The sequence below is a fragment of the Capilliphycus salinus ALCB114379 genome (assembly GCF_047276495.1).
GTDB lineage: Bacteria > Cyanobacteriota > Cyanobacteriia > Cyanobacteriales > Microcoleaceae > Capilliphycus > Capilliphycus salinus.
Map to the genome: position 1 here is coordinate 622588 of NZ_CP178543.1, position 24558 is coordinate 647145.

At 41.2% G+C, this 24558-nt stretch carries 24 protein-coding genes; 9 read left to right on the forward strand and 15 right to left on the reverse strand.

Annotation, left to right across the window (positions count from 1 at the left end; all coding sequences use genetic code 11):
- The first annotated feature begins 34 nt into the window (after positions 1-34).
- The 4 genes from ACL6C3_RS02635 (at position 35) to ACL6C3_RS02650 (ending at position 2483) form a co-directional block, all read left to right on the forward strand.
- Positions 35-277, forward strand: a complete 243-nt coding sequence (locus tag ACL6C3_RS02635; RefSeq protein WP_413165093.1) for a hypothetical protein — start codon at positions 35-37, stop codon at positions 275-277.
- Positions 278-569: 292 nt separating this feature from the next.
- Positions 570-1496, forward strand: a complete 927-nt coding sequence (locus ACL6C3_RS02640; RefSeq protein ID WP_413165095.1) for a response regulator — start codon at positions 570-572, stop codon at positions 1494-1496.
- Positions 1497-1552: 56 nt separating this feature from the next.
- Positions 1553-1777: a hypothetical protein gene (locus ACL6C3_RS02645; RefSeq protein ID WP_413165096.1), complete on the forward strand. Its 225-nt coding sequence runs from the start codon at positions 1553-1555 to the stop codon at positions 1775-1777.
- 127 nt (positions 1778-1904) lie between these two features.
- Complete coding sequence (locus ACL6C3_RS02650) at positions 1905-2483, forward strand: SH3 domain-containing protein (protein WP_413165098.1); 579 nt, start codon at positions 1905-1907, stop codon at positions 2481-2483.
- A gap of 86 nt (positions 2484-2569) precedes the next feature.
- On the opposite strand, the gene ACL6C3_RS02655 is transcribed toward ACL6C3_RS02650, so the two are convergent.
- From ACL6C3_RS02655 to ACL6C3_RS02695, 9 genes are all read right to left on the reverse strand, one after another.
- A complete protein-coding gene (locus ACL6C3_RS02655) occupies positions 2570-3412 on the reverse strand; it encodes a class I SAM-dependent methyltransferase (RefSeq protein WP_413165099.1) in 843 nt (280 codons plus the stop codon).
- Between the two features lie 63 nt (positions 3413-3475).
- Entirely contained in the window at positions 3476-3838 is a 363-nt protein-coding gene (locus tag ACL6C3_RS02660; protein WP_413165101.1) for a response regulator transcription factor, read from the reverse strand.
- Between the two features lie 352 nt (positions 3839-4190).
- A complete protein-coding gene (locus tag ACL6C3_RS02665) occupies positions 4191-5018 on the reverse strand; it encodes a transglutaminase-like domain-containing protein (RefSeq protein ID WP_413165103.1) in 828 nt (275 codons plus the stop codon).
- Positions 5019-5436: 418 nt separating this feature from the next.
- Positions 5437-6591, reverse strand: a complete 1155-nt coding sequence (locus tag ACL6C3_RS02670; RefSeq protein WP_413165104.1) for a hypothetical protein — start codon at positions 6589-6591, stop codon at positions 5437-5439.
- Between the two features lie 69 nt (positions 6592-6660).
- Positions 6661-7287, reverse strand: a complete 627-nt coding sequence (locus ACL6C3_RS02675; RefSeq protein ID WP_413165105.1) for an HPF/RaiA family ribosome-associated protein — start codon at positions 7285-7287, stop codon at positions 6661-6663.
- Between the two features lie 49 nt (positions 7288-7336).
- Complete coding sequence (locus ACL6C3_RS02680) at positions 7337-8101, reverse strand: hypothetical protein (protein ID WP_413165106.1); 765 nt, start codon at positions 8099-8101, stop codon at positions 7337-7339.
- A 235-nt stretch (positions 8102-8336) separates the two neighbouring features.
- Entirely contained in the window at positions 8337-11477 is a 3141-nt protein-coding gene (locus tag ACL6C3_RS02685) for an MFS transporter (RefSeq protein ID WP_413165107.1), read from the reverse strand.
- A 516-nt stretch (positions 11478-11993) separates the two neighbouring features.
- Positions 11994-13496, reverse strand: a complete 1503-nt coding sequence (locus ACL6C3_RS02690; RefSeq protein WP_413165109.1) for a TrkH family potassium uptake protein — start codon at positions 13494-13496, stop codon at positions 11994-11996.
- Positions 13497-13717: 221 nt separating this feature from the next.
- Entirely contained in the window at positions 13718-14089 is a 372-nt protein-coding gene (locus tag ACL6C3_RS02695) for a phage holin family protein (protein ID WP_413165111.1), read from the reverse strand.
- 241 nt (positions 14090-14330) lie between these two features.
- Between ACL6C3_RS02695 and ACL6C3_RS02700 the strand changes: the two genes are divergently transcribed.
- Positions 14331-14516, forward strand: coding sequence for a YqaE/Pmp3 family membrane protein (locus ACL6C3_RS02700; protein WP_413165112.1), 186 nt, complete (start codon positions 14331-14333; stop codon positions 14514-14516).
- Between the two features lie 72 nt (positions 14517-14588).
- On the opposite strand, the gene ACL6C3_RS02705 is transcribed toward ACL6C3_RS02700, so the two are convergent.
- The 3 genes from ACL6C3_RS02705 to ACL6C3_RS02715 all read right to left on the reverse strand — a co-directional run bounded on the left by ACL6C3_RS02705 (position 14589) and on the right by ACL6C3_RS02715 (position 16564).
- Positions 14589-15431 (reverse strand): histidine kinase, encoded by an 843-nt coding sequence (locus tag ACL6C3_RS02705; RefSeq protein ID WP_413165114.1) that lies wholly within the window; start codon positions 15429-15431, stop codon positions 14589-14591.
- A 216-nt stretch (positions 15432-15647) separates the two neighbouring features.
- A complete protein-coding gene (locus tag ACL6C3_RS02710) occupies positions 15648-16121 on the reverse strand; it encodes an ankyrin repeat domain-containing protein (protein ID WP_413165116.1) in 474 nt (157 codons plus the stop codon).
- Between the two features lie 116 nt (positions 16122-16237).
- Positions 16238-16564 (reverse strand): TMEM14 family protein, encoded by a 327-nt coding sequence (locus ACL6C3_RS02715; RefSeq protein ID WP_413165118.1) that lies wholly within the window; start codon positions 16562-16564, stop codon positions 16238-16240.
- A 208-nt stretch (positions 16565-16772) separates the two neighbouring features.
- Here ACL6C3_RS02715 and ACL6C3_RS02720 point away from each other — a divergent pair, with 208 nt between their 5' ends.
- From ACL6C3_RS02720 to ACL6C3_RS02735, 4 genes are all read left to right on the forward strand, one after another.
- The gene (locus tag ACL6C3_RS02720) at positions 16773-18104 is read left to right on the forward strand and encodes an ATP-binding protein (protein WP_413168246.1); all 1332 of its coding nucleotides are present in this window, start codon (positions 16773-16775) and stop codon (positions 18102-18104) included.
- A 92-nt stretch (positions 18105-18196) separates the two neighbouring features.
- Complete coding sequence (locus ACL6C3_RS02725) at positions 18197-18622, forward strand: tellurite resistance TerB family protein (RefSeq protein WP_413165120.1); 426 nt, start codon at positions 18197-18199, stop codon at positions 18620-18622.
- A 114-nt stretch (positions 18623-18736) separates the two neighbouring features.
- Positions 18737-19786: a hemopexin repeat-containing protein gene (locus tag ACL6C3_RS02730; RefSeq protein WP_413165122.1), complete on the forward strand. Its 1050-nt coding sequence runs from the start codon at positions 18737-18739 to the stop codon at positions 19784-19786.
- Between the two features lie 37 nt (positions 19787-19823).
- A complete protein-coding gene (locus tag ACL6C3_RS02735; protein WP_413165124.1) occupies positions 19824-20768 on the forward strand; it encodes a putative 2-dehydropantoate 2-reductase in 945 nt (314 codons plus the stop codon).
- A gap of 55 nt (positions 20769-20823) precedes the next feature.
- On the opposite strand, the gene ACL6C3_RS02740 is transcribed toward ACL6C3_RS02735, so the two are convergent.
- The 3 genes from ACL6C3_RS02740 to menH form a co-directional block, all read right to left on the reverse strand.
- Positions 20824-22242: a 2-succinylbenzoate--CoA ligase gene (locus ACL6C3_RS02740; protein WP_413165126.1), complete on the reverse strand. Its 1419-nt coding sequence runs from the start codon at positions 22240-22242 to the stop codon at positions 20824-20826.
- Between the two features lie 512 nt (positions 22243-22754).
- Positions 22755-23738: an o-succinylbenzoate synthase gene (locus tag ACL6C3_RS02745; RefSeq protein ID WP_413165128.1), complete on the reverse strand. Its 984-nt coding sequence runs from the start codon at positions 23736-23738 to the stop codon at positions 22755-22757.
- Positions 23739-24536 carry a 2-succinyl-6-hydroxy-2,4-cyclohexadiene-1-carboxylate synthase gene (gene menH / locus ACL6C3_RS02750; protein ID WP_413165130.1) on the reverse strand — a complete coding sequence of 266 codons (798 nt, stop codon included), beginning with the start codon at positions 24534-24536 and terminating at the stop codon, positions 23739-23741.
- Positions 24537-24558 lie beyond the last annotated feature (22 nt).

Below are 24558 nucleotides of genomic sequence, written 5' to 3' on the forward strand. Positions count from 1 at the left end.
AAACAATCCGAAGTTATTTAGGAGAAAGGAAACGATGAAAATCACACTCACGGAAATCTTACTCACTGCAACTGCTTTGGTTACTACGATTGGTGTTCATGCTGAGATTGTACCTCAAAAAGCAACAGCTACAGTTGAGTTTGCTTCTCTAAATTCCGCTTCTGAATCTTCGAGTTTGATGGGTTGGTCTCCGATCAAAAATACGACCAAAGACACCTACTTGTGTCAGAGTGCATCGCTGGATTTAAACAAGAGTCTGAAGTCTCCGGGAACATAGGCTAAACTCAGTCGTCAAGTCGAAAACTCCTGGCTGTTTCAATCAACTTCAAGCTAATTTTCGGGCAGCATTCAGCTTGAAATTAAATAGAAATAAAACTTTAAACGAAATTCCATAAAATTAAAAGGTTTAAATTAAAAAAGCGTTAGTAAACGCTTGAAACCGGAAAATAAGTCGATTAGAAAAAAAAGACAATTTGACCGCTCTCACCGCAGAACTCAGGGAAATCAAGAGTTGCATGAGATCAACGGAATACTTGGACTCAGAAACGCTTAAATGTGGAGGCACTCTAATGAAACCCAAAACTCAAGAACTGATTTTAATTGTTGATGATAATCCTACAAATATTAAGGTTTTATCAGATTTCTTGAGAGAGTGTGGCTATAAAATTTTAATTGCTAAAGATGGTGAGAGTTGTCTGAAGCGACTCGAAAAAATTACCCCAGATTTAATTTTACTCGATGTAATGATGCCGGGAATTGATGGATTTGAAACCTGTTGTCGGATTAAAGCTTCAAACGCAACACAATCGATTCCGATCATTTTTATGACCGCTTTAGCGGATGAGGTGAATAAGGTGAAAGGTTTCCAAATTGGAGGGGCAGATTATATCACCAAACCTCTACAATACGAAGAAGCGATCGCCCGCATTAATGCTCAGATTAGACAGAATCGTTTGGTGAGAAAACTTGAGCAAGAAAATCAATTATTACAACAGCAAAATCTAGAATGTCAAAAAGAAATTCGCTGTCGAAGCTCGATAGAAGCCGCCCTGAGTTTGTCTGAAGAAAAGTTTTCAAAAGCCTTTCACTTCAACCCCTACCCGATCGCGATCAGCACGTTGCAGGAGGGACGATATTTGGAAGCCAATCAATGTTTTTGTTGTTTAACAGGTTATCAACAAAATGAAATCATCGGAAAAACCGCAGCAGAACTTAAAATTTGGGTCAATCCCGAAGAACGAGAAACCTTAATTACTCAACTTCAATCTCAACGTCGCCTTTCTAATTATAAGTTTAAATATCGTACCAAATTAGGTGAGGTTGGAACGGCGTTACTGTCAGCAGAAATTTTACAAATCCAAGGAGAAGACTGTCTACTTTCTGTGTCTCAAAATCTTCGCGATCGTCAATCCTCCTCGAGTTATCCAGAGTGGACTAAACTTAAAAAAATCGTCCCCAAAACGCGAAAAATTCATAATCTTTCACCCATGATTTGAAACTTTCCCCTAAAGTTTACCCCTAATCTTTACCTGTATTTTCACCAGTAAATCTTATGAAAACACCTAACTTAATTTCCGAAAACGAACGGCGAATCCGGGAATACCAAAACCACCAACTACCCAAGTTAAAACCCCAAACCAAAGTCCGTCAAGCTCAACTCAAATGGTTACAAGAGCAAAATCTAATGATTACCCAAGAAGAACTAGAAGCGCTCGAAACCTACACCTTGATGATCCGCAACAAATTAAGTATTCTCAAGGAAGTTTACGAAGTTTGAGGACTGCCGATTTGTTCTAGGCGATCGCTCCATCTTCACCGAGTTTATCCCCTCAAAATTGATCGGCTTTGTTCTCACCCCAGTTTTCAATCCCAAACCCATTTTTACTCTTAAAGGAGAGCCAAACATGAAACTATTCTTCGGAAAAGTCGCCGCTGTATTTGCTAGCACCGTAATTGCAGGTTTTTCTGCATTTGGCGCCTTCACCTCCGCTGCTTCTGCCAGTCGAGTTTACTACAGCAACCCCGACTATATTTATCTGAAAAACTCTAGATGTTTGACTTACAATGACTACGGACAATCTGTAGGAACGCTGCAAAACGGTTACTACAAAGTCCGTCGCTACGGAAACTTTAGTAATGGTCAACCCTACGCGGAAGTTTTTGCAGATTTTTCCGCTTCTGGACAAGGTTGGGGAACTGTGAATTTACCCTTTTCTTGTTTAGAAATTAGCAGCAACAGACAGTACAATACAATGGTCGCAGACGATAATTTTATTGTTGCGGGTCGAATTACAACCGATGGTCGTCCCGTTAACCTTCGCACAACACCGAGTTTGGCTTCATCCCTCGGTACCCTTCAACACGGAGAAACGGTAGAAGTGGTTGAAAAAGGTCAAAGTAATGATGGTGCAAATTGGTATTATGTCACCTCAGTAGACGGTTTAACCGGATGGGTACGCTCAGAATATGTTGCTTTTGATTAATTCTGAAAACACTTAAAAATTAACCCGGTTTCTCAACGAAAATAATTAGAAACCGGGTTTTTGTGTGTTATTTTTTTGATTGAATATCAGCGAGGTTTGCGACAGCGAACGTGTAAAAAGTAAGCAACAACTTGTGAATCTTGCATCTGTGGATATTGAGCGGTAATCGCATCACTCGCTTTCGGTTCAACGAATTTTTCCAGAACAAAACCGACATCAATCAGTAAATTCAACCACTCGCTTATGGTTTTATGGTAAACCGGAATCCGAAATTTAGGCCATTTTTGTTGAAGATTTTCCGGGGCGGAACTAAATATCCATTCGGCAATTTGTCCGTCAATTCTATCAAAATATCCTCCGACTTCAATGGCGTAAGTTTTCCCGGTTTCATCTCTTAAATTTTTCCGATGCGGCGTCTCAAAGCAAGGATGAGTAATCGAAAACTGCAAGAAGCCTCCCGGTTTGAGAACTCGAAAAGCTTCTCGCAGTGCGATTTCATGATTCGGCATATCCATAAAACTCATAAACGCCGTTGCCAAGTCAAACCTTTCATCTTGAAAGGGAAGTTCTAACGCACTCGCAACTTTAAACTCAATCCCTAAAGGTTCAATATTTTCTAGAGAAATTGCCTCTTGAATGAAGACTGAGGAAATATCAATTCCCACAATTTTAGCCCCCAAACGGGCTAATTTTCGAGTGTTAGATCCTTCGCCACAACCAATGTCTAAACCTTCTAAACCTTTAATTTCCGGTAGAATTTCCAGAAAAGCCGGAGTATTAACTAAATCTCGATAAACATCATAACCCTGACGAGAAAGTGCCGTCCAAGCCGGAGCATTTTTATCCCACAAACGACCAACTTCGAGATGATCCATCCCATTATATTCAACGCAACCTTTACATTGATAGCAGATTTTTGGCGTTCCCATCAGTCGCTTTTTTGAGTGACCAGAATGGACGGCTTTTGTTCTGCATTGACTCAATGGGTTGATTTAACTGGCTAATAAGTCATCTCCTAACAATTTAGCGGTCATTGCGGCTCGGGTGGTTACATCTAATTTTGCAAAAATTCGGCGCAGATAAGTTGAAACGGTCCATTGACTGATACCGAGTTTTTTCGCGATACATTTGTTTGGTAAACCCTCCGCAACTAATTGAGCGATTTCTTGTTCCCGTTGACTCAGTTGGAGCCAAGGATTTGACTTCGGTTGACAGCGGACGAGATAATAGTGAGTGCCATCAATATCAGACTCGAAAATGACCTGATTACTACTTGATTCTGAGGTAGAAACATTCGATGATGTTGCAGAATTCAGTTGAGCAATCAACGAAGGAAGAATATCTTGAAAAGTCATGGCTTGCTGTAAGTGGATATTGTTAATCTTGTTTTCTGTGATTCGGTTGTCAGTTTATACATCTCGCCCAGAGGATGTGATGCACTTTTCTGACGTTTCGATAACCAGTTTCCTGGCTTATTTGCAATTAAACTTCGATTTAAAAGCACCGAAGCCATTACTGGGTATGTTTCTCAACTGACACTCTCTCATCCGGATATTCGCGGATAAATCAACAAATCTTTAAATATATGCAACCGTAGATTTACGGGGTTGAGGAAGATTTTCCCTTCAACCCCGACCCGGACAGTTAGACAATTGTCACTCGATGGCAGTCCGGGGGACTCGTGACCCCCGGACTGCCGCTTATCCCCTAAACCGACGTAATCGCCCCGACTGTTGCTTGTGGGGGGGCTTCGGTTAAACAATCGACGGAAACCTTGAGATCTTCGAGTTGAGCCGATCCAAAAATGGTAGCAAATGATACATCAGCCGCATCTCGTCCGGTACCAATTCGCACAAATCCTTTTCGGGGAATCAAACGAGTCGCATCAAATAAATACCAACGTGACCCTAAATAAGCTTCAAAAGCCGCATGAAAATCGGGCGGTTCTAAACTATAAGCATAGCCACTGACAAAGCGAGCGGGAATGTTTAAAGCCCGACAAAATGCAATTCCTAAATGAGCAAAATCCCGGCAGACTCCAGCCCGTTGAGTGACGATATCATAGGCGGAAGTCTGAGAGTTACTACTGCCGGATAAGTAAGTAACGTTATCATAAATCCAGTTACAAATTGCCGTTACTCGGGAATAATCAGGCAGAAGATGACCAAATTCAGTTTGTGCTAAACGGATTAATCGATCGGACTCACAGTATCGCGAGGGATAGACATAATTTAATACTCTTAAGGGGAGTTTTTCCGGCGGAATTTCTGGAATCAGTTCGGGATTATCTTCTTCTAAAGAAAGAGCGACAGTTGCTTGATAAGAGACTTGTAATTTTCCGGGGGGTGCTGTCAGTCTCAACAGTCGATTTTTAACGGTTGAGGAAACATATTCTTCAGAATTTACCGCCGGTTCGATCTGAAGATGCTCTTCGAGAACCTGTTGGGAACCATTATTAACAGCACTGATATTAAAAATAAAAGTGCTGGCGGTGGAAAGATCGTATTTTAACTGACATCCCACTTGAAACTTCATTTTTTTGACTTCCTTAAGTTAGTGTGTAAAAACAGAAAAAAATTGATTTTAATTTGTTTTTTGAATAAATTGAATCACAGTCAGAGAAGTTTGTGAATGAGTGATGACGCGATCGCCTCAAATTCTACTTTTATATCCGGTTGGGATGCGGTGATCTTAAATTATTCTATCTCTGTCAATTGAGATGATTCCGTCTCACATCCCCATCCCGTAAGCTTTCTCTTAGGTTCTTTTGGCTAACATTTAACTATAGCATGATTTGTGCTATTTTTCATCTATCTAAAGTCGTATTGTTTTCGGATGCAGAGAAACCCTCTCTACATCTTAACCCTTTTCCCTCTCCCGCTCAGAAACCCGATTAAAAAAAACAAAGAAGAAGAGGAAAATCCCCTTCTTCTGTCTCAATTGTAATTAATTTTTAGTAGCGGAATGTGGCAGCAACTAAAGCGCGATCGGGAAGTTTTTCAGGAACATCGGTATAAACTGCGCCGCCATTGAGGAAAGTATGAATTGTGGCAAAATCTAACAGATCCTCATTTTCCGGTTGATCTTCTCGTTGCAAAGTGATTTCATGGGTTTCGGGATTAAACTTACCCCATTGTTCCTCATCGATAGCAACAAACAGAGATTCAATCCGTTTATCATAAGCCGCTGTAATAATTTCCTTGAGATCGCGAGACGCTTTTTCTGGGTTGTTTGCCATCAATTCTTGATACTTAGTTGCGGCTTTTTCTTGAGACTCTTGAAAATAAGGTAGAACAATTTTCCAAGCCTGTTCGTGTAATTCCTTGGGATTAGCCTTGTCGGGATTTCCCGGAATTCCTTCTGACAAAACAAGCGGATAAATCGTAATTTCTCGATACATACTGATCACATAATCTACCCCGGCTAAGATCATCGGAGCTTGTTGATCTTCAATAATCTCATGTAAACCCCGATCAACCTTTTGTAAAAAACGGCGAATTTGATCTTTATTATCGGTCGTTCCTACACCTTGACCATGAAAAACTAGAGATTGACCTTCAGCGACTTGCGGGTTTCCCGTGTGCATTTGAAGCTGTTCTTCTGGATCATCATATTTCAACGCTTCTGCTAAACTCAAAGGCATATCTTCCAGGGGAACTTCATTAATTTTATAATGACTTCCCTGAAATAAACGCACCTGATTTTGGCTCAAAGCTAACAGATAAAACCGCCCATCGTTCATTAATAAAGGCATTAACGGTTTAAGATGAAAGCGATTACTGATAATCACTTCTTCATCAAAATTGAGCGGAACACGGTAATAACGGAACTCATTCGGAGAAATAAATAAAGCGAGTCCTTCGTCTTGATGTCGCCAAAACTCCCCTTGATCGAGTTGGTGAGCCTGTTCTAAAAGTCGTTTAGCATTGGTATCTCGCCAACCGGCTTCTACTAATTTTTCCTCAGCCAAACTGAGAACATTTTTAAACCGAATTGGATCTTGACGAATTTCCGGCCCGGCGGGATGAGTCGGCATAAAAATTGAAATGCAATTTTCATCCCCATATTCCATTAACTCTTTAATTTCGCTGGTTGATAAAATACTCATTCTTGAATAAATCTCCAATTCACTATTTCTTTGATTCTTGTTCTTTGATTCGAGAAAATTAAACCCGTTTTAGGAGTTCCATCCCAAGGGTGTTTCAACTTCAGTTTCCGAAGTTTTATCGGCACTAACTCCCGGTTTATTGACAATTTGCACGGTTGTTGCTTGCGGCCCTTTTTCACCTTCTTCTTCGACATATCTCACCCCAGTTCCGACTGTTAGCCGCTCAAAATCATCGTGTAAAACACTATTTTTATGGAAATAAATCTCGCGATCTTCATCAACAGTTCGCAAGAAACCATATCCTTCTTTGGGGAAAATTTGGGTAACAATCGCAACCATTTGCTGTTGTGACGGTGAGTTTCTATCCCATTGGCGTTGACGTTCAACTAACTCCACCAGTTGGCGACGTGCCGCATCAAAAGCTTCTCGAATTACTGTTTCTAAGGGTTCATATTGAACACCTCGATCGGGACTGCGATCGACGGCAAGTTCGTGGCCCGGAGGAACAGTAATATCGAGCCGCACCCGATAGGGAGAACCACTTTTTGGATGTTCGTGGGTTTTCTCAATTACGACTCGACAGCTATTCATGTAGTCGCAAAATTGCTCAAGTTTGCCGATTTTTTCTCGAACTAAAGAATCAATCGCTTGATTTTTCTCGATATTATGATAGGAAATTTCGGGTTGAATTTTCATGCTTATTCTCCTTAATTTTTGTTCAAACAATGACTCAGTTAACTAAGTCCTACGGACAATATGCTAAAAAGTTAGCGGCGACATATCCCTCAATCGGAGCAAAAACAGGAACCCAACCATTTTCACCTCTATTTCTGATAGAAATGTCTTGTCCGTCTTCTAAACTTCCGATAATTTCTCCTCCCGGTTGCGCTCGCACATTTAACCGGTTATTCACATCAACTTCCCGACAGTTACTTGTAGACAAAGTGGGGCCAATCGTATCACAATAAGCCAAGTTTGCTGAAGTTACATAACCTTCAACCGGATATTGAACTTGCACCCAACCATTCTCACCTTCATCTTGGATATACACTCTTTCATCTTCTTCTAATGTGCTGATAATTTTCCCTTGAGGTCGATCTCTCAGCGTTACCAATGAGGCGTTAACTTTGCGACAACCATTCACGGGAGGAGTAAATAAAGCCTCTCCATCAGGAACTTGAGATGTGGTATTTTCTCCTGTACAATAGCGGAGATTTTGTGCATTTACATAACCACTGGCGGGGTTTTCTATCGGTACCCAACCGTTTCTTCCTTCATTGGCAATGTAGACATTTTCTCCTTCTTGTAAGCGACCGATTTCATTTCCTCCGGGTTCATCTCTAATAATAATATTAGAGGTTTTTGCTTCCCGACAATTACTTCCGGGGACGGTCGCAGTTTGAGCGTTAACACTTGCGCTTGGAAGGATCAAACTTGTTGCTAATGCACCTAATGCGGTTAATCCCAGGGTTTTTTTTAAAGGGTTTAAGTTTATGTTTTGACTGTCCATAATTTAACCTGTTTTCTTAAAAAATTTATTCTTATTTATCTATTATAGTTATTTGAGCAGTTAATTTAATCTATCTGAAGTTGGAAATCTTTCTCTATGTTTTTAGGAGTTTGATGATTTAATTGAATTCAAAAATAACTGTAAAAAATAGATTCGCTCTAACCTTTGCAGAAAATGAGCAAAAAAAAATCCCCTGAAAACAGGGGAAAATTAAAACAGAATCAACTCAATATTCTTACGTCGTTACACCTAATGCTCCGGCTCCAGCAGCAGCTAAACCCGAAACTAATGCTGTTACAAACAACCACCAAGCAGCAGCGGCGGCGGCTTTTTGAGTTTCTTCAACTTGTTTTTGAGTTTGATGTTTGACTTGTTCAAGTCGCATTTCCGCCTGTTTTTGCAGGCGTTCAGCCTTTTGTAAAACTCGGTTGCGAGTCATTTCAACCTGATCAATAATCCGATTCGCATCCGCTTCAGAAATATCTTTGCGAGAACTCATCAGCGCGACCAAAGTATCGCGATCAAACTGAGATAAACGCTCCCGTAAAGCGTCAAAACCCGCTTGCGGATCGTCAAACAAGGTGCGGAAATCATGGCGAATTCCTTCATAGTTTAGTTCGGGTCGATCTAAACTATTGAGATAGGCGCGAATTTTACTAAAGATGCGATCAACCACCAGTTGAACTTGAGTGTTAATCGCCTGTAATTGATCTAAGAAGCGATCGCGAACCCTTAAAATATCATCAACAATTCGATTCGCGTCTTGTTCGGAAATATCATCTCGCTGAGACAATAAAGCCACCAAGGTTGAACGGTCAAATCGTGATAAACGATCCTGCAAACTTTCCATTCCTAAACGCGGATCGTTGACCAGCAAATTCAGATCCCGTTGAATGCCATCGGGATTGAGTTCTGATTTATCCGTAGACCGCAAATAATCGGTGAACGCACTTTGGAAATCTTGCACTTTTTGTTGAGTGCGACGAGCCAAACGACGGGGGGATTTGGCAATCGTTTGCAGCGTGTTTTGTACCTCGTCAATCACTTGATTAACTTGGTCTTCGCTCAAGTCATCCCGTTGCGCCAATAACTGCACCAAAGTATCGCGATCCATCTCCGCCAAACGTCTTTTAATCGCTCGACTTCCCACCGTTGGATCTTCAAGTAACTGAGCTAAATCTCGTTTAATTCCGTCGGGATTTAATTCGGGTTTACCTGTGCTATATAGATAGTCTGCGACCGCCGATTTTGCTTGTTCATACTGTTGTTGAGCTTGAGCGGTCAGTTGCTTGGGTTTGTAAGTTATCCGAGTCCAATTCCGCTCGACTCGATCCAAAACTCGATTGACTTGTTCTTCGCTCAAATCATTCCGTTGACCGAGCAATTTGACCAAAGTATCGCGATCAAATCGAGACGCTCGCGCTCGTAAAGCTGAAACTCCTGCTTGCGGATCATCAAGTAACAGTTTGAGTTCTCGTTCAATGGCTTGGGGATTCAGTTCAGATTTACCCGTATCTCGCAGATGGGACTGAAGTTTAAGCCATTGTTTTTCGACTTTCGCTTTAGCCGCACTATCGAGTTCACGAGCTTCTTGAAGAACCTGATCGCGAGCAATTTCTAACTCGGTTGTAATCGCTGCAACTTCTACAGGAGTTAACTCAGGACGGTGTAATAAAATTCGTTCAAACGTCAACCGATCTAATTGAGCCAAACGGTTATTGAGATGCTCATAATCCGCATCGGGATCTTTAAGAATCGGTCTAAAATTAAGTTGAATTTTTTCGGGAGTTAATTCTTCTCGGGGAGTAGCCAGTAAGTAGCGTTCAACTTCTGCTAATAAAGCAATCGCTTCTTCCCGTTCTTTGGCGGCTACTGCGGTATTTAAGACCTCTAAACGAATTCCGTTTAAGGTATGAGATATATGCTCAATTTCATCCTGAGTTAGCAGTCCTTTATCTTCTAGATAGTCTACAAAGTCGGTGCGATTAATTTGTTCTAATTGTTCGACAACTTGACCCGGATCGGCTTCGGTATCATAAAGCAAATCGCGGAATTCTCGATGTAAATTGGTGGATTTGAGTTGCCACAGATGAGCGTTCGAGAGATAATTTTCAATATCTGCTCGTAAGGGGTTGTAAGTTGGGCGACTTCCGCTCAATTGAGCCTTAACTTTTTCCGGTTGATCGCTCAAATATTCTTTGAGTTGTTGCAGTTGTCCCATGATTTTTTCGGCGTCGAAGTCGGATAAATCTGTCCGTCCCATCACCATACCAACCAAACTATTAAATCCCATCGTTAACCCATGAGTTAGGGGACTGGGATTTTGAGCATGGCGGCGTTTACGCATTTCTTCAATCACCCCATCTAACTTGTCTGAAAATTCATTACCTAGCAATGATTTTCGGGGCGCAGATTTGAGATAATCAACGAATTGGGAGAAGTTATCTCGACTGGGTAATTGAGAGGATGCTTTATGCCAAGCGCCTTCTAATTGTCGAGCAATGCGATCAACTTCTTGTTGGGATAAATCGGTGCGATTGCTAACGAGATCGACGAAAGTTTGACGGTTAACATGAGATAAATCACCGCTTGCTAAAGCGGTTTGGAATTGTGGATCGCGAAGAATATCTTCAAAGTCAGAGCGAATATTTTTTAGGTCAAGTTGGGGAGGACGTAACGCATCAAAATAATCTTCTACTTTTTCTCGTAAATAAATCGGATCGAGTCCGTCTGTTAGTTCCCGACGGACAGCGGCGGCGGTGGCTTCAGCAGTGGCGACGACTTGTTGAGATGCGGCTTTTGATCCAAAGGCGGCGACTGCGGTTCCAAATAAGGCTTGAAATCCAGAAGTTGCACTATTAACGACCGATCCGACTAGCGATCCAACTGTTGTTGAACTCACCCAAACTAATAGTGAGAAATAGGCACCCCAGATGACTAATCCGACAATCGCTCCGGAACCTGCGGAGACAAATAGGCTGAGTTTTACGGCGAATAAACAGGCAAAAAATAGCGAAATTGTAACGCTGATTAAAGTACCTAAACCTAAGGCGAGTCCGATTTTCCGAATTGTTTTTCCAGCGGATTTTAAAGGATTATGAGAATGATCGTGATGATCGTGATGATCGTGATGGTGTTTTGATGATGACGATGAGCCACCCAGTAGCGAAATACCTGTCGCCACTCCCAAATTGGTCAGTAACATTTGAAAGGCAAATGCTAAGACTACCCCGGTAATTAGAGCGGTAAAAAATTGCGGGCCACTAAAGACCATTGCGGCATCTTCTACGGCTTCGGGTTCAGGTTCAAGGATGACTTGAGCCAGCCAACTCAGGTGAGAAATTAGCTTTAATGTAGTGAGTTCTCCTAGATTCATTTTGTTTTTCTGACTGAATGAGTAGGTTTAAAAGCAATGGGTATAAGATTGCTTGTCTGAATATTGAGCAAATCTTATCAAGATGAAAATAGTATCTCGGATTACCCGGCAAAGATCGTCTGTCTGGAGTGGGAACTTTGCGGATTCGTTCGTTTTTGTCCCTCTGTCGTCTGGAATAGTAAAAAGACTGAACCTGTTTCAGTTCAGTAGTAATAAAAAGAAATACTCTATTGACTTTTGATAATACTTTTTTTCTGAATTGAAATATATAGATAAGGGTACGATAGCAAGAATAGAGAGAAGCTAAACGGTTGCGTTCTCACCCATTGTCACTATCTTTTCCCTTACCAAGCCATGCCTTTTAGGTCGGAAATTGAGCTAAAATACATGGGCATCTATATAATAAACCCTGGAAATTTACCACTGTAAATTATGGGTCTTTGAATTTCAAAAGATATGATTGTAGCATATCATTATCAATTTCAAGACTTCATCTATCCCCAGATAGAGATTGAGCTAAAAGATTTTTTCTAATCGGACTCTCACCCAAGTAAATACAGCAGTGAGCAAGATCACAACCGGAATAACTTCCAGTCGGCCCATCCACATGAGCAGAATTAAAACCAGTTTTCCCGCCCAATGAAGCAAGGGATCGGTAATTCCAGTTGATAAACCGACTCCTCCTAAGGCAGAAGTCACTTCAAAAATCACGTCACTGAGGCTATACAAAGGTTTAGCAAAATGAACTAAAATTATTGTTGCCAAAACAATTAAACTAACCCAAAATACAGCTAAAACGGCCGCGCCTTGCACCCGATGATTGGCTTCTTCTTCTGTTAATTTTTGATTGTCGATTTCATAGTCGAGGGAACCATCGGGTTGATTGTGAATGCGCTGGACTCGCCAGATAATTCCTTTTCCTAAGGACACAACACGACTAAGTTTTAGCCCTCCTACGGTTGAACCTGCGGCGGCGCCTGTGAATAATCCCAGAGTCAGAATTAATTTTGCGGCGGCACTCCAATCGTTTATTTTTACGGTATTAAAACCACAAGTTCCCAAGGCTGAAACCCATTGAAATAGGGTATCTAAAATTAAAATATTTCCTTCAAATTGTCTATTTTCCCAAGCTAAAACCAGGATGCCCAAAAATAAGAATAACCAGAATAAGCGGTGTTGCGAGTCACCCCAAAGAGCCGAAATTCGACGATATTTTATAACTTGTGAATGAACATAAAAGCTAATCGCGCCGGCAATCATAATCGGAATCGTTGCGATTTGGATAATCGGATCGTAACTGCCAATACTGTTATCTTTAATCGAAAAACCGCCCGTAGAAATGCCTGTCATCCCATGATTAATCGCATCCCACCAGGGCATTCCAGCAACTCGTAATAAGATAATACTCGCCACCGTATAAAGTAAATAGATTTTCCAAATCCATCGCACCGTATCGGTGACTGAATCTGCTAAATTTTTATTCCGTCCTTCAACTGAATACAGGCTATAATTATCCATGCTCGGTTCGAGTATAGAAAGGATTAATACAATCATTCCCACGCCCCCGATCCACTCCATAAAAGAGCGCCACCATTGCAAACTATGGGGGAGTTGACTGGGGAAAACAGCCATCGATAACCCCGTACTTGTATAGCCTGAAAACGCCTCAAAAAAAGCATTCCAAGGATTATTAAAACCTAATACTGTTAAGGAAATATCAGGACCCGATTGATAGACCGTTAATAAAAAAGGGATTGCTCCGATAATTGGAATCAATCCCCAACTTAAAGCTACGGTAAGCATAGCTTCTCGAAAATGAGTGTCTGCTTTTTTCCGAAATAAACGATACAATAGTTGACCAATAGCCCCGGAAGTAATAGCGGTTACAAGAAAAGGTACAATACAATAGAACTCTTGAAATATTAAGCAGATGGGTAAAGAGACGAGTGCCATTGCACCGGGAACGTGTACTAATAAACCTGTATTACGAAGAATAGTGTGGGTTTCGGCTTTGATCATTCTTTACTAACGTTGAACTTCTTTTTATGAGAGATTTTAAATCAAGAATAAAATTTACTCATTTCTAGGTGAATCCGACGGCAAGACAAACAAACCGATAACATCTATCCATCTTGAACGTCTTTCTGTAAATTCATCCCAAACAGAAAGCGAGTTTATACCGTCGGAAATCGGAATTTAAACGGGGGTCTGAATTGAATCAGATCAATTGAATCAGAAAACTATTCTAGGTTGGCTTCGGGATATTTTTCGACAAAGTAATTTGTTAACAGGGTATTAACAAAAGACAGGATTACAGGCGCCAAAATAAAAGACAGAATCCCAGTGACTCGGAAACCGGGAACCGCAACGGAAGACAGCCAAAAGCAGAGTCCGTTTACAATTAATGAAAAGCCTCCCAAAGTGACTATATTAATCGGTAAAGATAGAACTTGTACCATTGGTCTAACCGCCCAGTTGACAATTCCGATAGAAGCCGCAGCGATCAAAGCCGCCGGAAAGGTTGCTAAATCAACACCGGGAAAAATAATATCAACAACCAACAAACTCAAAGCTGTTGCTAGTAATGGTAAAAGTGATTTCAAAATCATCATATATTTTGTTCTCCGTTTCTAATGTTTCAAAAATTTTCGATCTTTCTTTATGACTCTTGTTTATTATAAGTTAAACAGTTTCTTGAGTTCTTCCTCATTTTGATAGATTTTCTAAAATTAAGTTTTGTCAAGAAATAGAACGGTAGACTTTCAAGAATATAGCTAAAGATAGAGGTTAAAAGCCTTCAGATCGAAGACAATATAACTAAGTGAAAACATTAAAGAATAGGAATAATAAAAGATGAGACTTTTAAGAATTCTTTTGGGTATTGTACTCCCTCCTCTGGGTGTTTTTCTAACGGAGGGTGTAAGTTCGGCGTTAATCATTAACGTCCTGCTGACGATTTTCGGTTGGCTTCCCGGTTCGATTCATGCGGTTTGGGTGATTACAAAACACGCCGAAAGAGCGGACGAAGGAGCATACTAATTTTATTGGTTTAATTGAGTTTTTTGACCCGGTTCTTGGTGAAAAACCGGGTCATTTTTATGTTTATGACGATTAGACGGATTTATCTTTTCCCTCTAAAGCCGGAGGATTTTGCCCTTCTAAAGATTTAGGACTGCCATCGGAGTGTCGGCTGCTAAACGACTCGGAGATCGAATCCCATAACTCTTTAAGACGGAGTTTAAGTTGACGTTCTTTTTTCGCGATCGCGCTTCCAGTTTCCCCAAGTTTCTGTTCAAAACTGGTGCGGGTTTTGGCGACTTTATCATTGACAACTTCGGGATTATCTTTGGCTTTTTCATACCAAACTTTCGCCTCATCGAGATAGTCTTTGACTTGCTCGTACTGTTCGCCATAACGGGCCGATAAATTGGCTTGAACAATAGCTAATTGGGCTTGGAGTTGAGCGTAACGCTTTTTCATTAAGGCGACTTCTTCACTATTTTTAATCGTTTCAACCGCCGAATCAATTGAAGCCTTGACTTGCTCAGATTTATCTTGACTGGACTCGGCGAGATCGCTTAAAGTGCTGTCAATTTCTGCTTGTAATTCCTGTTCTTCGCTGTCAATTTTTTGTTGAAGTTGTTTGACTTCCGCTTGAGTTTTAGAAATGGCTTGGCGTCGGCTGCGACTAATAGCTTCTATCGCCCCTTCTATGGAAGCTGTTACTTCTTCTTTAAGTTCTCCTCCTTTATCACTCAAACTTTCCACCACCGCAGAAATAGCATCTTTAACCACCGAACGAATTTCACTCGAACCGGCTTTGACTTCTGATGTGCTTTGATAAATGGCTTCTTGAACAATTTCTCGAATTCTTTCCGATCGCAGTTGACCTTCTGTTTTGGCTTTTTGTAAATTAGTTGTAATTTTTTGTTTGACGTTTTCGGATTCAGACATGGTTCATCATTCCCCCAATACAACTCAATCCTAGTTCTACTTCATTTATTTTGACAGAACTCTAGTTTAAGTCGGTCTTCCTCAAGATAGAATCACAGCTAATTTCTGCTAATTTCTATCTGAAGATAGAGGACTCACCCCAGAAATATCACTCGATCATAACGTTTAACCTGATCTCTGGGAAGAATTTTTAAAGAATCTCAAAACAATTTGTTTTTAAGTGCGATCGCGAGCTTGGTTGATCAATTTCACAATATCCGAATACCCTTCTGAGGACGCCCAAATTAAAGCTGTCCAAGTATTATGATCTTTCAAGGTTAAATCCGCATTATGATCCAGTAAAATCTGCACAACCTCCCGATGTCCTTTCCCGGCGGCCGTCATCAAAGCGGTCAGCCCAAAGTCCGTTGTGGCGTTAATTTCAGCCCCCGCATCGAGTAACTGTTGAACCACTTCTCGATGTCCGGCCGCCGCCGCTTCCATTAACGCCGTCCAACCGTCGGGATCGCAACCGTTGACCTCCGCACCTGTATCCAACAATGCCGCCACCACCTCAGTTTTTCCCGTCCCGGCGGCGGCGATCAGCGGGGTTGTCCCTTCCTCATCTCGGGCGTTAACGTCCCCGCCTTTTAATTGGGTCTGAACTTCAGCGAGATCCCCTGTTTTGATCGCTTGAACTAACTCCGTCATGCTGATTTCTCCAGTTTTCTTGATCCGTTTTTTTTCTTCTTTTGATATATTACAATTAGGCTGACCCAAGAAACTCTCAGATCAGCAAAAATCGGATAAAAATTCTTCGAGTGAAATTAAGCCGAAATCGAAAATTGCAGTTGATAAATCATGGCAACTGCTGCGGCAAAACCTGCAACAATCATTAATAGGGCTGGCATTAATTTGCGCGTTTTAATTAGACGGACGATAAAAACAACCACTAATAAAATGGAAATGGCTGTTGCTAAAATTAATCCCCAAGGGATACCCTGCCACTGCAAGACACCGCCTCCGATCAGCAAAATCCCACAAATGCCACCCGAAATCAAGGAAATTTTACTGTTTCCTTTGGTATATCCCAAAATTCCGCCCACTAAAGCTAATAACCCATAGGCGATCGCTGCTACAATACCAATATTCATCTGCGACTGTCTCTGATTTGTACTCTCGAACTCCAGTTATACAACCGATGGTGTTGAACTTGATCGGGGTTCTTTCAGAATTTATCAAAACTTGACATCCGGGTGATATAAAACTTATTAAAATTTTAGAATTGAATCGGGCTATAGTATTCAATAAAATAGAGTCGGATAAAATCTTTTTTTTCTGGTGAACTTTTGAATGTCTCGAATGTCTTCCCTTAATCCTCAACTGATCGCCCAGGTGCATTTTCTTCAACGTCAGGCGGCTTCTTTGCTGGTCTATCAATCTGTACTGACTGAAGCGATGGGGCAAGCCTTTCTAAATTTACTAGCAGTCTTAGAACGGGAAAGCAACCCGTTAGATTGTCTGCGGGCTTATGGCTGTTTGTTTCACCAACAAGCGATTCATCAAAACTGTTGGCCGGATTATTTAATTGCTCAAATTATGCGGGCAAATAACCCCTTTAGCCAACAAGCTCAACAAACCGATTTTCAAGATTTGCCTTCCTCTTTGATTGCTGCGGCTCAATCCGATTTACAATGCTTACAAAGCCTTTATAATTGTAGCGGCGAACAACTTAGTCAATGGATACAGCAGTTGATTCCCTCATCAGAACCCGCCGTGATTTGGCAACAAGAACCGGATCTCGTTGATAAAATAGAAGAATTGCCCCTGCGAACTCAATTGAAAAAGTTGGAAAATTGGGCCGATGCCGTCGAAGGATTGGCGGCTCATTATCGACAGTTTGGTGTCGGTTTATTTGCGGCTTCCCAGGCTTTTCGCTGGCAAAATCGAGAATTAATCAGTATTTCTCATCCCGATCCGGTTCATTTGGGTCAATTGGTCGGTTACGAGTCTCAACGGCAAGTTTTATTAAAAAATACAGAGTTTTTATTGGCTGGATATCCCGCTCAAAATGTGCTATTATATGGAAGTCGGGGATCGGGAAAGTCTTCTTTGATTAAGGCTTTATTGCATCAATATGGCGATCGCGGTTTGCGGTTAATTGAAGTCGCAAAATCCGACCTCAAAGATTTACCGGTCGTGATTGAACTGTTGCGGGGAACTCCCCACAAATTCATTATTTTTGTTGACGATCTTTCTTTTGAGGAAGATGATGATACGTTTAAAGCTTTGAAAGTTGTACTCGAAGGGAATCTCACCGCCCGTCCTCAAAATGTGGTCGTTTATGCCACTTCCAATCGGCGTCATTTGGTGCGAGAATATTTCACAGATCGCCCTCAACCGCGAGATATTGATGAGGTTCAAGCATGGGATACCGTGAGCGAAAAGCTGTCATTTAGCGATCGCTTTGGTTTAACCTTAACCTTTGAACCGGCCAATCAACAAACCTACTTAAAAATGGTGCATCATCTCGCCGCTTTAGCCGGTATTCGCCTCAACCGAGAGGAATTAGAATTTCGCGCCCTGCAATGGGCAACCCGTCACAATGGTCGCTCAGGACGCAGCGCCCGTCAGTTTGTAGACTTCCTCAGCGCTGAACTCGCCCTGTTCCCTGTTCACGGTTCACTTTCTTAACTCTATTGGAAAAAATCGCCATCCTCGTTGAACATCTATTATCGTGAGGACATACTCTAAATTGAAAAATAGTAGCAAGTAGGTCTAGAATTATGTCTACTAGCATGACCAATGCTATCGAACTTACTCCCGCCGAAGCTTTTGCGGCGATCGCCTTAACTGCTGTTGCTGCTGATGGCGTGATTACTGATAGTGAATCACAAATCATCAAAAGTACCTTAAAGCGGATGAATTTGTTTAACGATTATACCGCAGAAACCAAAACGGAAATGATGCAGCGATTGTTAGAACAAATTCAAGAAAAAGGATATGAAGTTGTTATGCAGTCGGCGATCGCGAAATTGCCTGCTAATCTTAAAGATACAGCTTTTGCAGTTGCCACTGATATTATTCTTTCCGATGGCGATCTCGCCGATGAAGAAGAAGAGTTATTGAATGCACTTTACAATGCTCTGGGAATATCCGAAGAAATGGCAACTAAAATTATTGATGTCATGCTGATCAAAAATAAGGGGTAGTTTCCCCCTCGTTTGGCCGGCAAAAATCAGCTACAATTAGGAGATCAAGAAACCCGGTAATTTTCGCGATCGCCGGGTTTCACTCACTTGTTGATCTTCTAATTTTAAGGGATTATGGCTTACATCCGAACCGTTCGCTTTCAAGATACGGATGCTGCCGGAGTCGTCTACTTTGCCAATGTTTTAACCATTTGTCACGAAGCCTATGAAGCCTCCCTAGCAGCCGCTAAAATTAATCTGAAAACCTTTTTCTGTAACCCAGATTTTGCCATTCCAATTGTTCATGCCAGCGTTGACTTTTTCCAACCTATTTTTTGTGGCGATCGCCTCATCATTCATTTACAGCCCCAACAAATTACAGAAAACGCCTTTGAAATCAATTATAAACTTAGTTTATCTGAGTCAGAAAAATGGGTGGCAAAAGCCATTACTAAACACGTTTGTATCGATCCCAATCTCCGCAAAAGACAGCAACTTCCCGATCAAATTCTGCATTGGTTAAACGGAGAAACTATCGAGAGAATTTTAAATAATATTGATGCAGTTGTTCCTTGGAATAATGGGAAAGTCTACTTTTTTAAAGATGATGAATACCTCAGTTATGACCACAATTGGAACTGTATTGATTACGGTTATCCCCAAAAAATAGAACGGGGTAAATGGGCAAGTTTTCCCCCGAGTTTTCGTCAAGGAATTGATGCCGGATTAGTTTGGCACAATGGCAAAGCATACTTTTTTAAAGGAGATGAATATATTTGCTATGATTTGTATAAAGAGCAAGTAGAAGTGGGTTATCCTCAAAAACTCAATAGCGGATTTTGGGTGGGATGGCCGAAGCATTTTTACAGTGGGATTGATACGGCTGCCTTGTGGAATAATGGTAAAGCTTATTTTTTCAAAGGAGATGAATATATTTGCTATGATTTGTATCGAGAAGTCACAGAATTGGGTTATCCGAAGAAAATAGCAAACAGTCAGTGGCGGGGATGGCCGCAACAGTTTACCCGCCGCATTGATGCCGCCGCCGTTTGGAAAAACGGTAAAGCTTATTTTTTTCGAGATGATGAATATATTTGTTATGATATTAATCAAAACAGCACCGATTCGGGTTATCCTAAAAAAATTAAGGACAACTGGTTAAGTTTTTGGTGTCAACTCTTGTAAAAAAATTGAACGTCTAAGTTTAGATGAGTTTAGATCAATGTCAACTCGTAGCTATGCCATTTTAGGAACAGGAGCCATCGGGGGTTTTTACGGAGCAAAACTGCAACAACTGGGAATGGATGTACATTTCCTGCTCCACAGTGATTATGAACAAGTTTGTCGTCAAGGTTTATTAATAGAATCACCGATGGGAAGTTTTACCCTCTCTGCGGTTAAAGCTTACCATCATCCCGAACAAATTCCCGCTTGCGATGTCGTTATCGTCGCCTTAAAAACCACTAAAAATTATCTCTTACCCCAGCTTTTACCCCCCGTTCTCAAAGATGACGGTGTGGTTGTCATCTTACAAAATGGATTAGGAATAGAACCCCAAGTCGCCGAAATTGTCAACTCAAAACGAGTTATTGGGGGATTATGTTTTATCTGTTCTAATAAAGTCGGAAAAGGTCATATTCGTCACCTAGACTATGGTATGATTACGATGGGAGAATATCAAGACGATTATCAACCGGGCGGAATTACTCCCCGAATGCAGCAAATTGCCGAAGACTTTAATAATGCCGGAATTCCTGTAGAATTAAGTGAAAATTTACTTCTGGCTCGGTGGAAAAAGTTAGTTTGGAATATTCCCTACAACGGACTTTCTGTGGTTCTCAATGCCAAAACCGATGAATTAATGAACGCTCCAGACAGTCGAATTTTAGTTGAAGAAATCATGCAGGAAGTCGTCAGGGGAGCAAAAGGAAATCATTGTAAAATTTCCCAACAATTCGTTCAAAAAATGCTCAATCATACCGAGAAAATGAAACCCTATCTCACCAGTATGAAACTCGATTATAATGAAAAACGTCCGTTAGAAATAGAAGCCATTATCGGAAATCCCTTGCGGATGGCAACCGAAAAAGGTATAGATTTACCTCACATTGCCATGCTGTACCGGCAACTTAAATTTCTCGATTATCAAAATCTTAACTTTCATTAAATTGAAAACGTTTGTAGTTGGGCTTCAGCCCTCTTTATTCTGCGCTAAAGCGCAACTACGAACTAATGATAAACTTTTCGGCAATTTTTTCCAACTGTTTAAAGTTGAGTTTTCCTTGAGCATTTCGGGGTAAACTCTCGACAGCAACCCAATATTTAGGCTGTTTAAACTTGCTGAGTTTTTCATGTAATGCTATCTGCAAATTCGAGATAGAAACATCGGGAGAATGGGGAACATAAACCGCAGTTACCACCTGTCCCCAATGATTATCAGCTAAACCGATAACGGCGACATCCCCCACCAAACCCGTTGAACGAATAGCGGCTTCCACTTCCGCAGGATAAACATTTTCACCCCCGGTAATTATTTTATAGCTATTGCGTCCAACAATCGTTAAATAACCCCGCTCATCCAGATAACCCAAATCATCTGATTTGAGCGTTTTCAGGGGAAATTCGGGATTGTACAAACCATAATATCCTAACGCCAAAGAGTTAGCTTTTATCGCGATAATTCCCAGTTTATTAACCCCCAATTCTCGCTCATCTTCATCATAAACTTTAATTTTAGCGTGAGGTAAAACTTGACCGTAGCTGTTATTTCCCGTTAAAAAATCATCCGGTTTTAGGGTGGCAATTTGAGAGGCTGTTTCCGTCATTCCGTAGGTGGGAGCGAGTCGAATTTGATGAATTCTCGCCTGTTGCAATAACTCCAACCAAGCAGGCGCTCCCCCCAACAAAACCGTCTGAAATTGCGATAACCAGCGGGTTGTTTTAGAACAATTTAAAAGGCGTTGAAGTTGGGTAGGAACCAGAGAAATAAAAAATTCAGAAGGATTAATGTTCGGAAATTCTCCCCTTTCCACCGCTTTAAACGGAAAAATTGCCAACTTTCCTCCCGTTGTAAAAGAACGCATAAACTGCATTAATCCGCTAACATGATATAAAGGTAAAGTGCAGAAAGAATTGACCTGTTTTATATTAAAATACTCTTGAAATCCTTGCACCGAAGCCGTTAACGTTTCCCAAGTGTGAATCACAAACCGCAGATTTCCCGATGAACCGCCAGTGGGAATCATAATAGAAGCCCCAGGAGTTGAAATAACAGAATTTGTCTGGATGTATGATGGATAGGATTCGGCTAAACTTCCGAAAATAATATCAGGTTGAACGATTTTAAAAACCTGTTTCCATTCCGCTTTTACCCAGTTGGGATTACACAAAAAAACCGGACATTTGGCGACAACTGCGGCTATAAACGTCGCTAAAAAAGCAATGGGTTCGGGTTCGGCGAGGATAACTTTCGGATAGACTCCCTGAGCGTTAATAAACTCGGTCAGTTCTCGAAACCGACACCGATAGATTTTATTAAACTCCAAGCTATTATATCCGATCAACCAATCATCGGTTCTCAAATTGATATAATTTTTAACATCAGTAGATGGGGAACTGATTTTCACTTGTAAAGATACCACGCTAATTTTTGGCTCTAATCTTCCTGTCTGTAACTTTACCAGAAAAAGGATAAAAAAGTTCGATAAATTTGATGACAATAAATTTAGATAGGTAGGGTGCATCAAACTATGAATTTAGTCAGGATTTAACAAAAATTGGGGATTTGATGCACCCTACTTGTAACTGTTTGTAACTTGATCAGAAAAAGGGAATCAATTCCCCGGCTAATAATTCAACTCGGTTAAAATCGACTAAAATCTTAATTTTTAGTCCTATGCGCGAGGACTTTGGTTATCAGACAGAGATTTTAATCTCTGGCTTGATTTGATAATCTTTGAAATAACCTCTCCCCCAACCCCTCTCCTACGAGGCGAGGGGAGTTATTGAACCTCTCCCCCAACCCCTCTCTATCCCCCCTTTGAAAGGGGGGGTAAGGCGAGGGGAGTTCAAAAGTGGCCTCCTCCTTTTAGGGGGAGGTTGGTGGGGGTAAAAGTCGCCTCCTCCTTTTAGGGGGAGGTTGGTGGGGGTAAAATCACCAATGTTCGACGCCAAAACCAACCGCACGTTTGGGATGAGAAAGTTCGGAAGCCAAATTCAAAGCCGCACGTCTACCTACCGCAGTTTCAAATACCGATGAAAATACCGCATCAATATGATTTTCCCTGCACAACTTTCGCAGTTTTCGCGGAGAACCCACAATACAAGGTTTTATCACAAAAATACCCCGCCAACCCCGTTGATAACAGTCTCGAATTTGGGATAAAGTTGCAACAGATTCATCTAAAGCAATAGAAGTAAAATACTGCTGACTCAATGCCAACATTTCCGCAAACTGTTCGACGGATAAGGGTTGTTCTAGATATTCAATTTTGAGAATATCAGATTTTATTTCATCGCAAACCGATAACCATTTGTTCGCCTCCTCCCAACTTAATCCCCCGTTGGCATCCAACCGCAAATTAACCCATTCCGTCTTATCGGTTTCCGAGATAATTGTTTCTAAAATCAGTTTGGTTAACTGTTTAAACATATCCAGTTCGTCAGAAATTGGATAAACCGCGATTTTCCATTTAAACGTTCTAAAACCTTGCTGAAAAAGCGTTTGAAAAACCTGTAACGCCGCCTTTCCAGAAGGTAACAGTCCGCTAAATTTAAGTTCCCTTAAAAACCCGGTTTCAAACCCCTGGCTTAAAAACCCGGTTTCTTTGAGAAACCGGGTTTTTGGATAGGTCACAGCCGACTCAAACCCAAACTGACAGGCGGGAAAGTTATCGGGAATTTCGAGAATATCTTCTAACGTTAACGTTTGGGGAAGTTTCCGACAAAACTCTAACGCTTCTTGTAACGTTTCCGAACCAAACCAACTCAACGGTGCAATTTCACCCCAACCGTTTTTACCCCGTTCGTCCGCAAGCTGAATAATAATTCCCTCCCGTTTCTCCCAAATTCCGTGATGGGTTTTCAACGGTTGTTTGAACGGACGAGAATAGGGATAAAAATTAAACCGATAAACCATTTAACTCAACAAAAACCCTCGAACAACTTGCACCCACCGTTGTGGATTTTCTACATGAATATTATGACCGCAACCGGGAACAATTTCAAGCCTTGCAGTTGAACAAATATTAGCCATTTCTCGATTAATTTTGATAAACTTTTCGTCCAACTCCCCAACCAACAATAAAAGCGGTATTTCGGACGTTGAGAGTTTATCCCAAAGCGGGGGTTGATTTCCCGTTCCCATCCATCGCAAAGATTTCGCCAACTCGGTTGGATTATTTTGCAGGCGTCGTGCTAAAATAGTCTTATAATCGGGATGTTCTTTGAACGTTTTAAATAGCGGCCTGTCGTACCAACGGGTTAAAAATTCTTCCAACTCTAATTTTTCTAATTCTTCGGCGAGTTGAACATCCGATACATAACGTTCGGTTCGTTCTTTTTCCGTTTTTAATCCCGGAGAAGCTGATTCTAAAATAACTTTTTGAAAATATTGGGGATAGTGTAAAGCGAGATAAAGCGCCAGCCGTCCCCCCATCGAATAACCGACGAGAAAACACCGTTTAATGTTCAATTCTTCCAGCCAACAAATTAAACCGTTAGCCGTATTTTCCAGGCTGTAAAATTCATCTTTTGCGTTAACTTGGGTGTTTCCGTGTCCCGGTAAATCAACCGCCAAACAGTCGAATTTTTCGGATAAAAGGGAAATGATTCTATTAAAATCCTTGACATTTCCCAGAAATCCGTGTAAAAATAATAGAACTGGTAAGTTGGGGTTTCTCGTGCGAACCGAGTGAAAGTTATAAGTTGGTGACATTCGCGCCGAGTTTTGATCTATT

Coding starts and splice junctions, on each gene's coding strand:
- ACL6C3_RS02635 (WP_413165093.1), top strand. CDS start 35: ATGAAAATCACACTCACGGAAATCTTACTCACTGCAACTGCTTTGGTT.
- ACL6C3_RS02640 (WP_413165095.1), top strand. CDS start 570: ATGAAACCCAAAACTCAAGAACTGATTTTAATTGTTGATGATAATCCT.
- ACL6C3_RS02645 (WP_413165096.1), top strand. CDS start 1,553: ATGAAAACACCTAACTTAATTTCCGAAAACGAACGGCGAATCCGGGAA.
- ACL6C3_RS02650 (WP_413165098.1), top strand. CDS start 1,905: ATGAAACTATTCTTCGGAAAAGTCGCCGCTGTATTTGCTAGCACCGTA.
- ACL6C3_RS02655 (WP_413165099.1), bottom strand. CDS start 3,412: ATGGGAACGCCAAAAATCTGCTATCAATGTAAAGGTTGCGTTGAATAT.
- ACL6C3_RS02660 (WP_413165101.1), bottom strand. CDS start 3,838: ATGACTTTTCAAGATATTCTTCCTTCGTTGATTGCTCAACTGAATTCT.
- ACL6C3_RS02665 (WP_413165103.1), bottom strand. CDS start 5,018: ATGAAGTTTCAAGTGGGATGTCAGTTAAAATACGATCTTTCCACCGCC.
- ACL6C3_RS02670 (WP_413165104.1), bottom strand. CDS start 6,591: ATGAGTATTTTATCAACCAGCGAAATTAAAGAGTTAATGGAATATGGG.
- ACL6C3_RS02675 (WP_413165105.1), bottom strand. CDS start 7,287: ATGAAAATTCAACCCGAAATTTCCTATCATAATATCGAGAAAAATCAA.
- ACL6C3_RS02680 (WP_413165106.1), bottom strand. CDS start 8,101: ATGGACAGTCAAAACATAAACTTAAACCCTTTAAAAAAAACCCTGGGA.
- ACL6C3_RS02685 (WP_413165107.1), bottom strand. CDS start 11,477: ATGAATCTAGGAGAACTCACTACATTAAAGCTAATTTCTCACCTGAGT.
- ACL6C3_RS02690 (WP_413165109.1), bottom strand. CDS start 13,496: ATGATCAAAGCCGAAACCCACACTATTCTTCGTAATACAGGTTTATTA.
- ACL6C3_RS02695 (WP_413165111.1), bottom strand. CDS start 14,089: ATGATGATTTTGAAATCACTTTTACCATTACTAGCAACAGCTTTGAGT.
- ACL6C3_RS02700 (WP_413165112.1), top strand. CDS start 14,331: ATGAGACTTTTAAGAATTCTTTTGGGTATTGTACTCCCTCCTCTGGGT.
- ACL6C3_RS02705 (WP_413165114.1), bottom strand. CDS start 15,431: ATGTCTGAATCCGAAAACGTCAAACAAAAAATTACAACTAATTTACAA.
- ACL6C3_RS02710 (WP_413165116.1), bottom strand. CDS start 16,121: ATGACGGAGTTAGTTCAAGCGATCAAAACAGGGGATCTCGCTGAAGTT.
- ACL6C3_RS02715 (WP_413165118.1), bottom strand. CDS start 16,564: ATGAATATTGGTATTGTAGCAGCGATCGCCTATGGGTTATTAGCTTTA.
- ACL6C3_RS02720 (WP_413168246.1), top strand. CDS start 16,773: ATGTCTTCCCTTAATCCTCAACTGATCGCCCAGGTGCATTTTCTTCAA.
- ACL6C3_RS02725 (WP_413165120.1), top strand. CDS start 18,197: ATGTCTACTAGCATGACCAATGCTATCGAACTTACTCCCGCCGAAGCT.
- ACL6C3_RS02730 (WP_413165122.1), top strand. CDS start 18,737: ATGGCTTACATCCGAACCGTTCGCTTTCAAGATACGGATGCTGCCGGA.
- ACL6C3_RS02735 (WP_413165124.1), top strand. CDS start 19,824: ATGTCAACTCGTAGCTATGCCATTTTAGGAACAGGAGCCATCGGGGGT.
- ACL6C3_RS02745 (WP_413165128.1), bottom strand. CDS start 23,738: ATGGTTTATCGGTTTAATTTTTATCCCTATTCTCGTCCGTTCAAACAA.
- menH (WP_413165130.1), bottom strand. CDS start 24,536: ATGTCACCAACTTATAACTTTCACTCGGTTCGCACGAGAAACCCCAAC.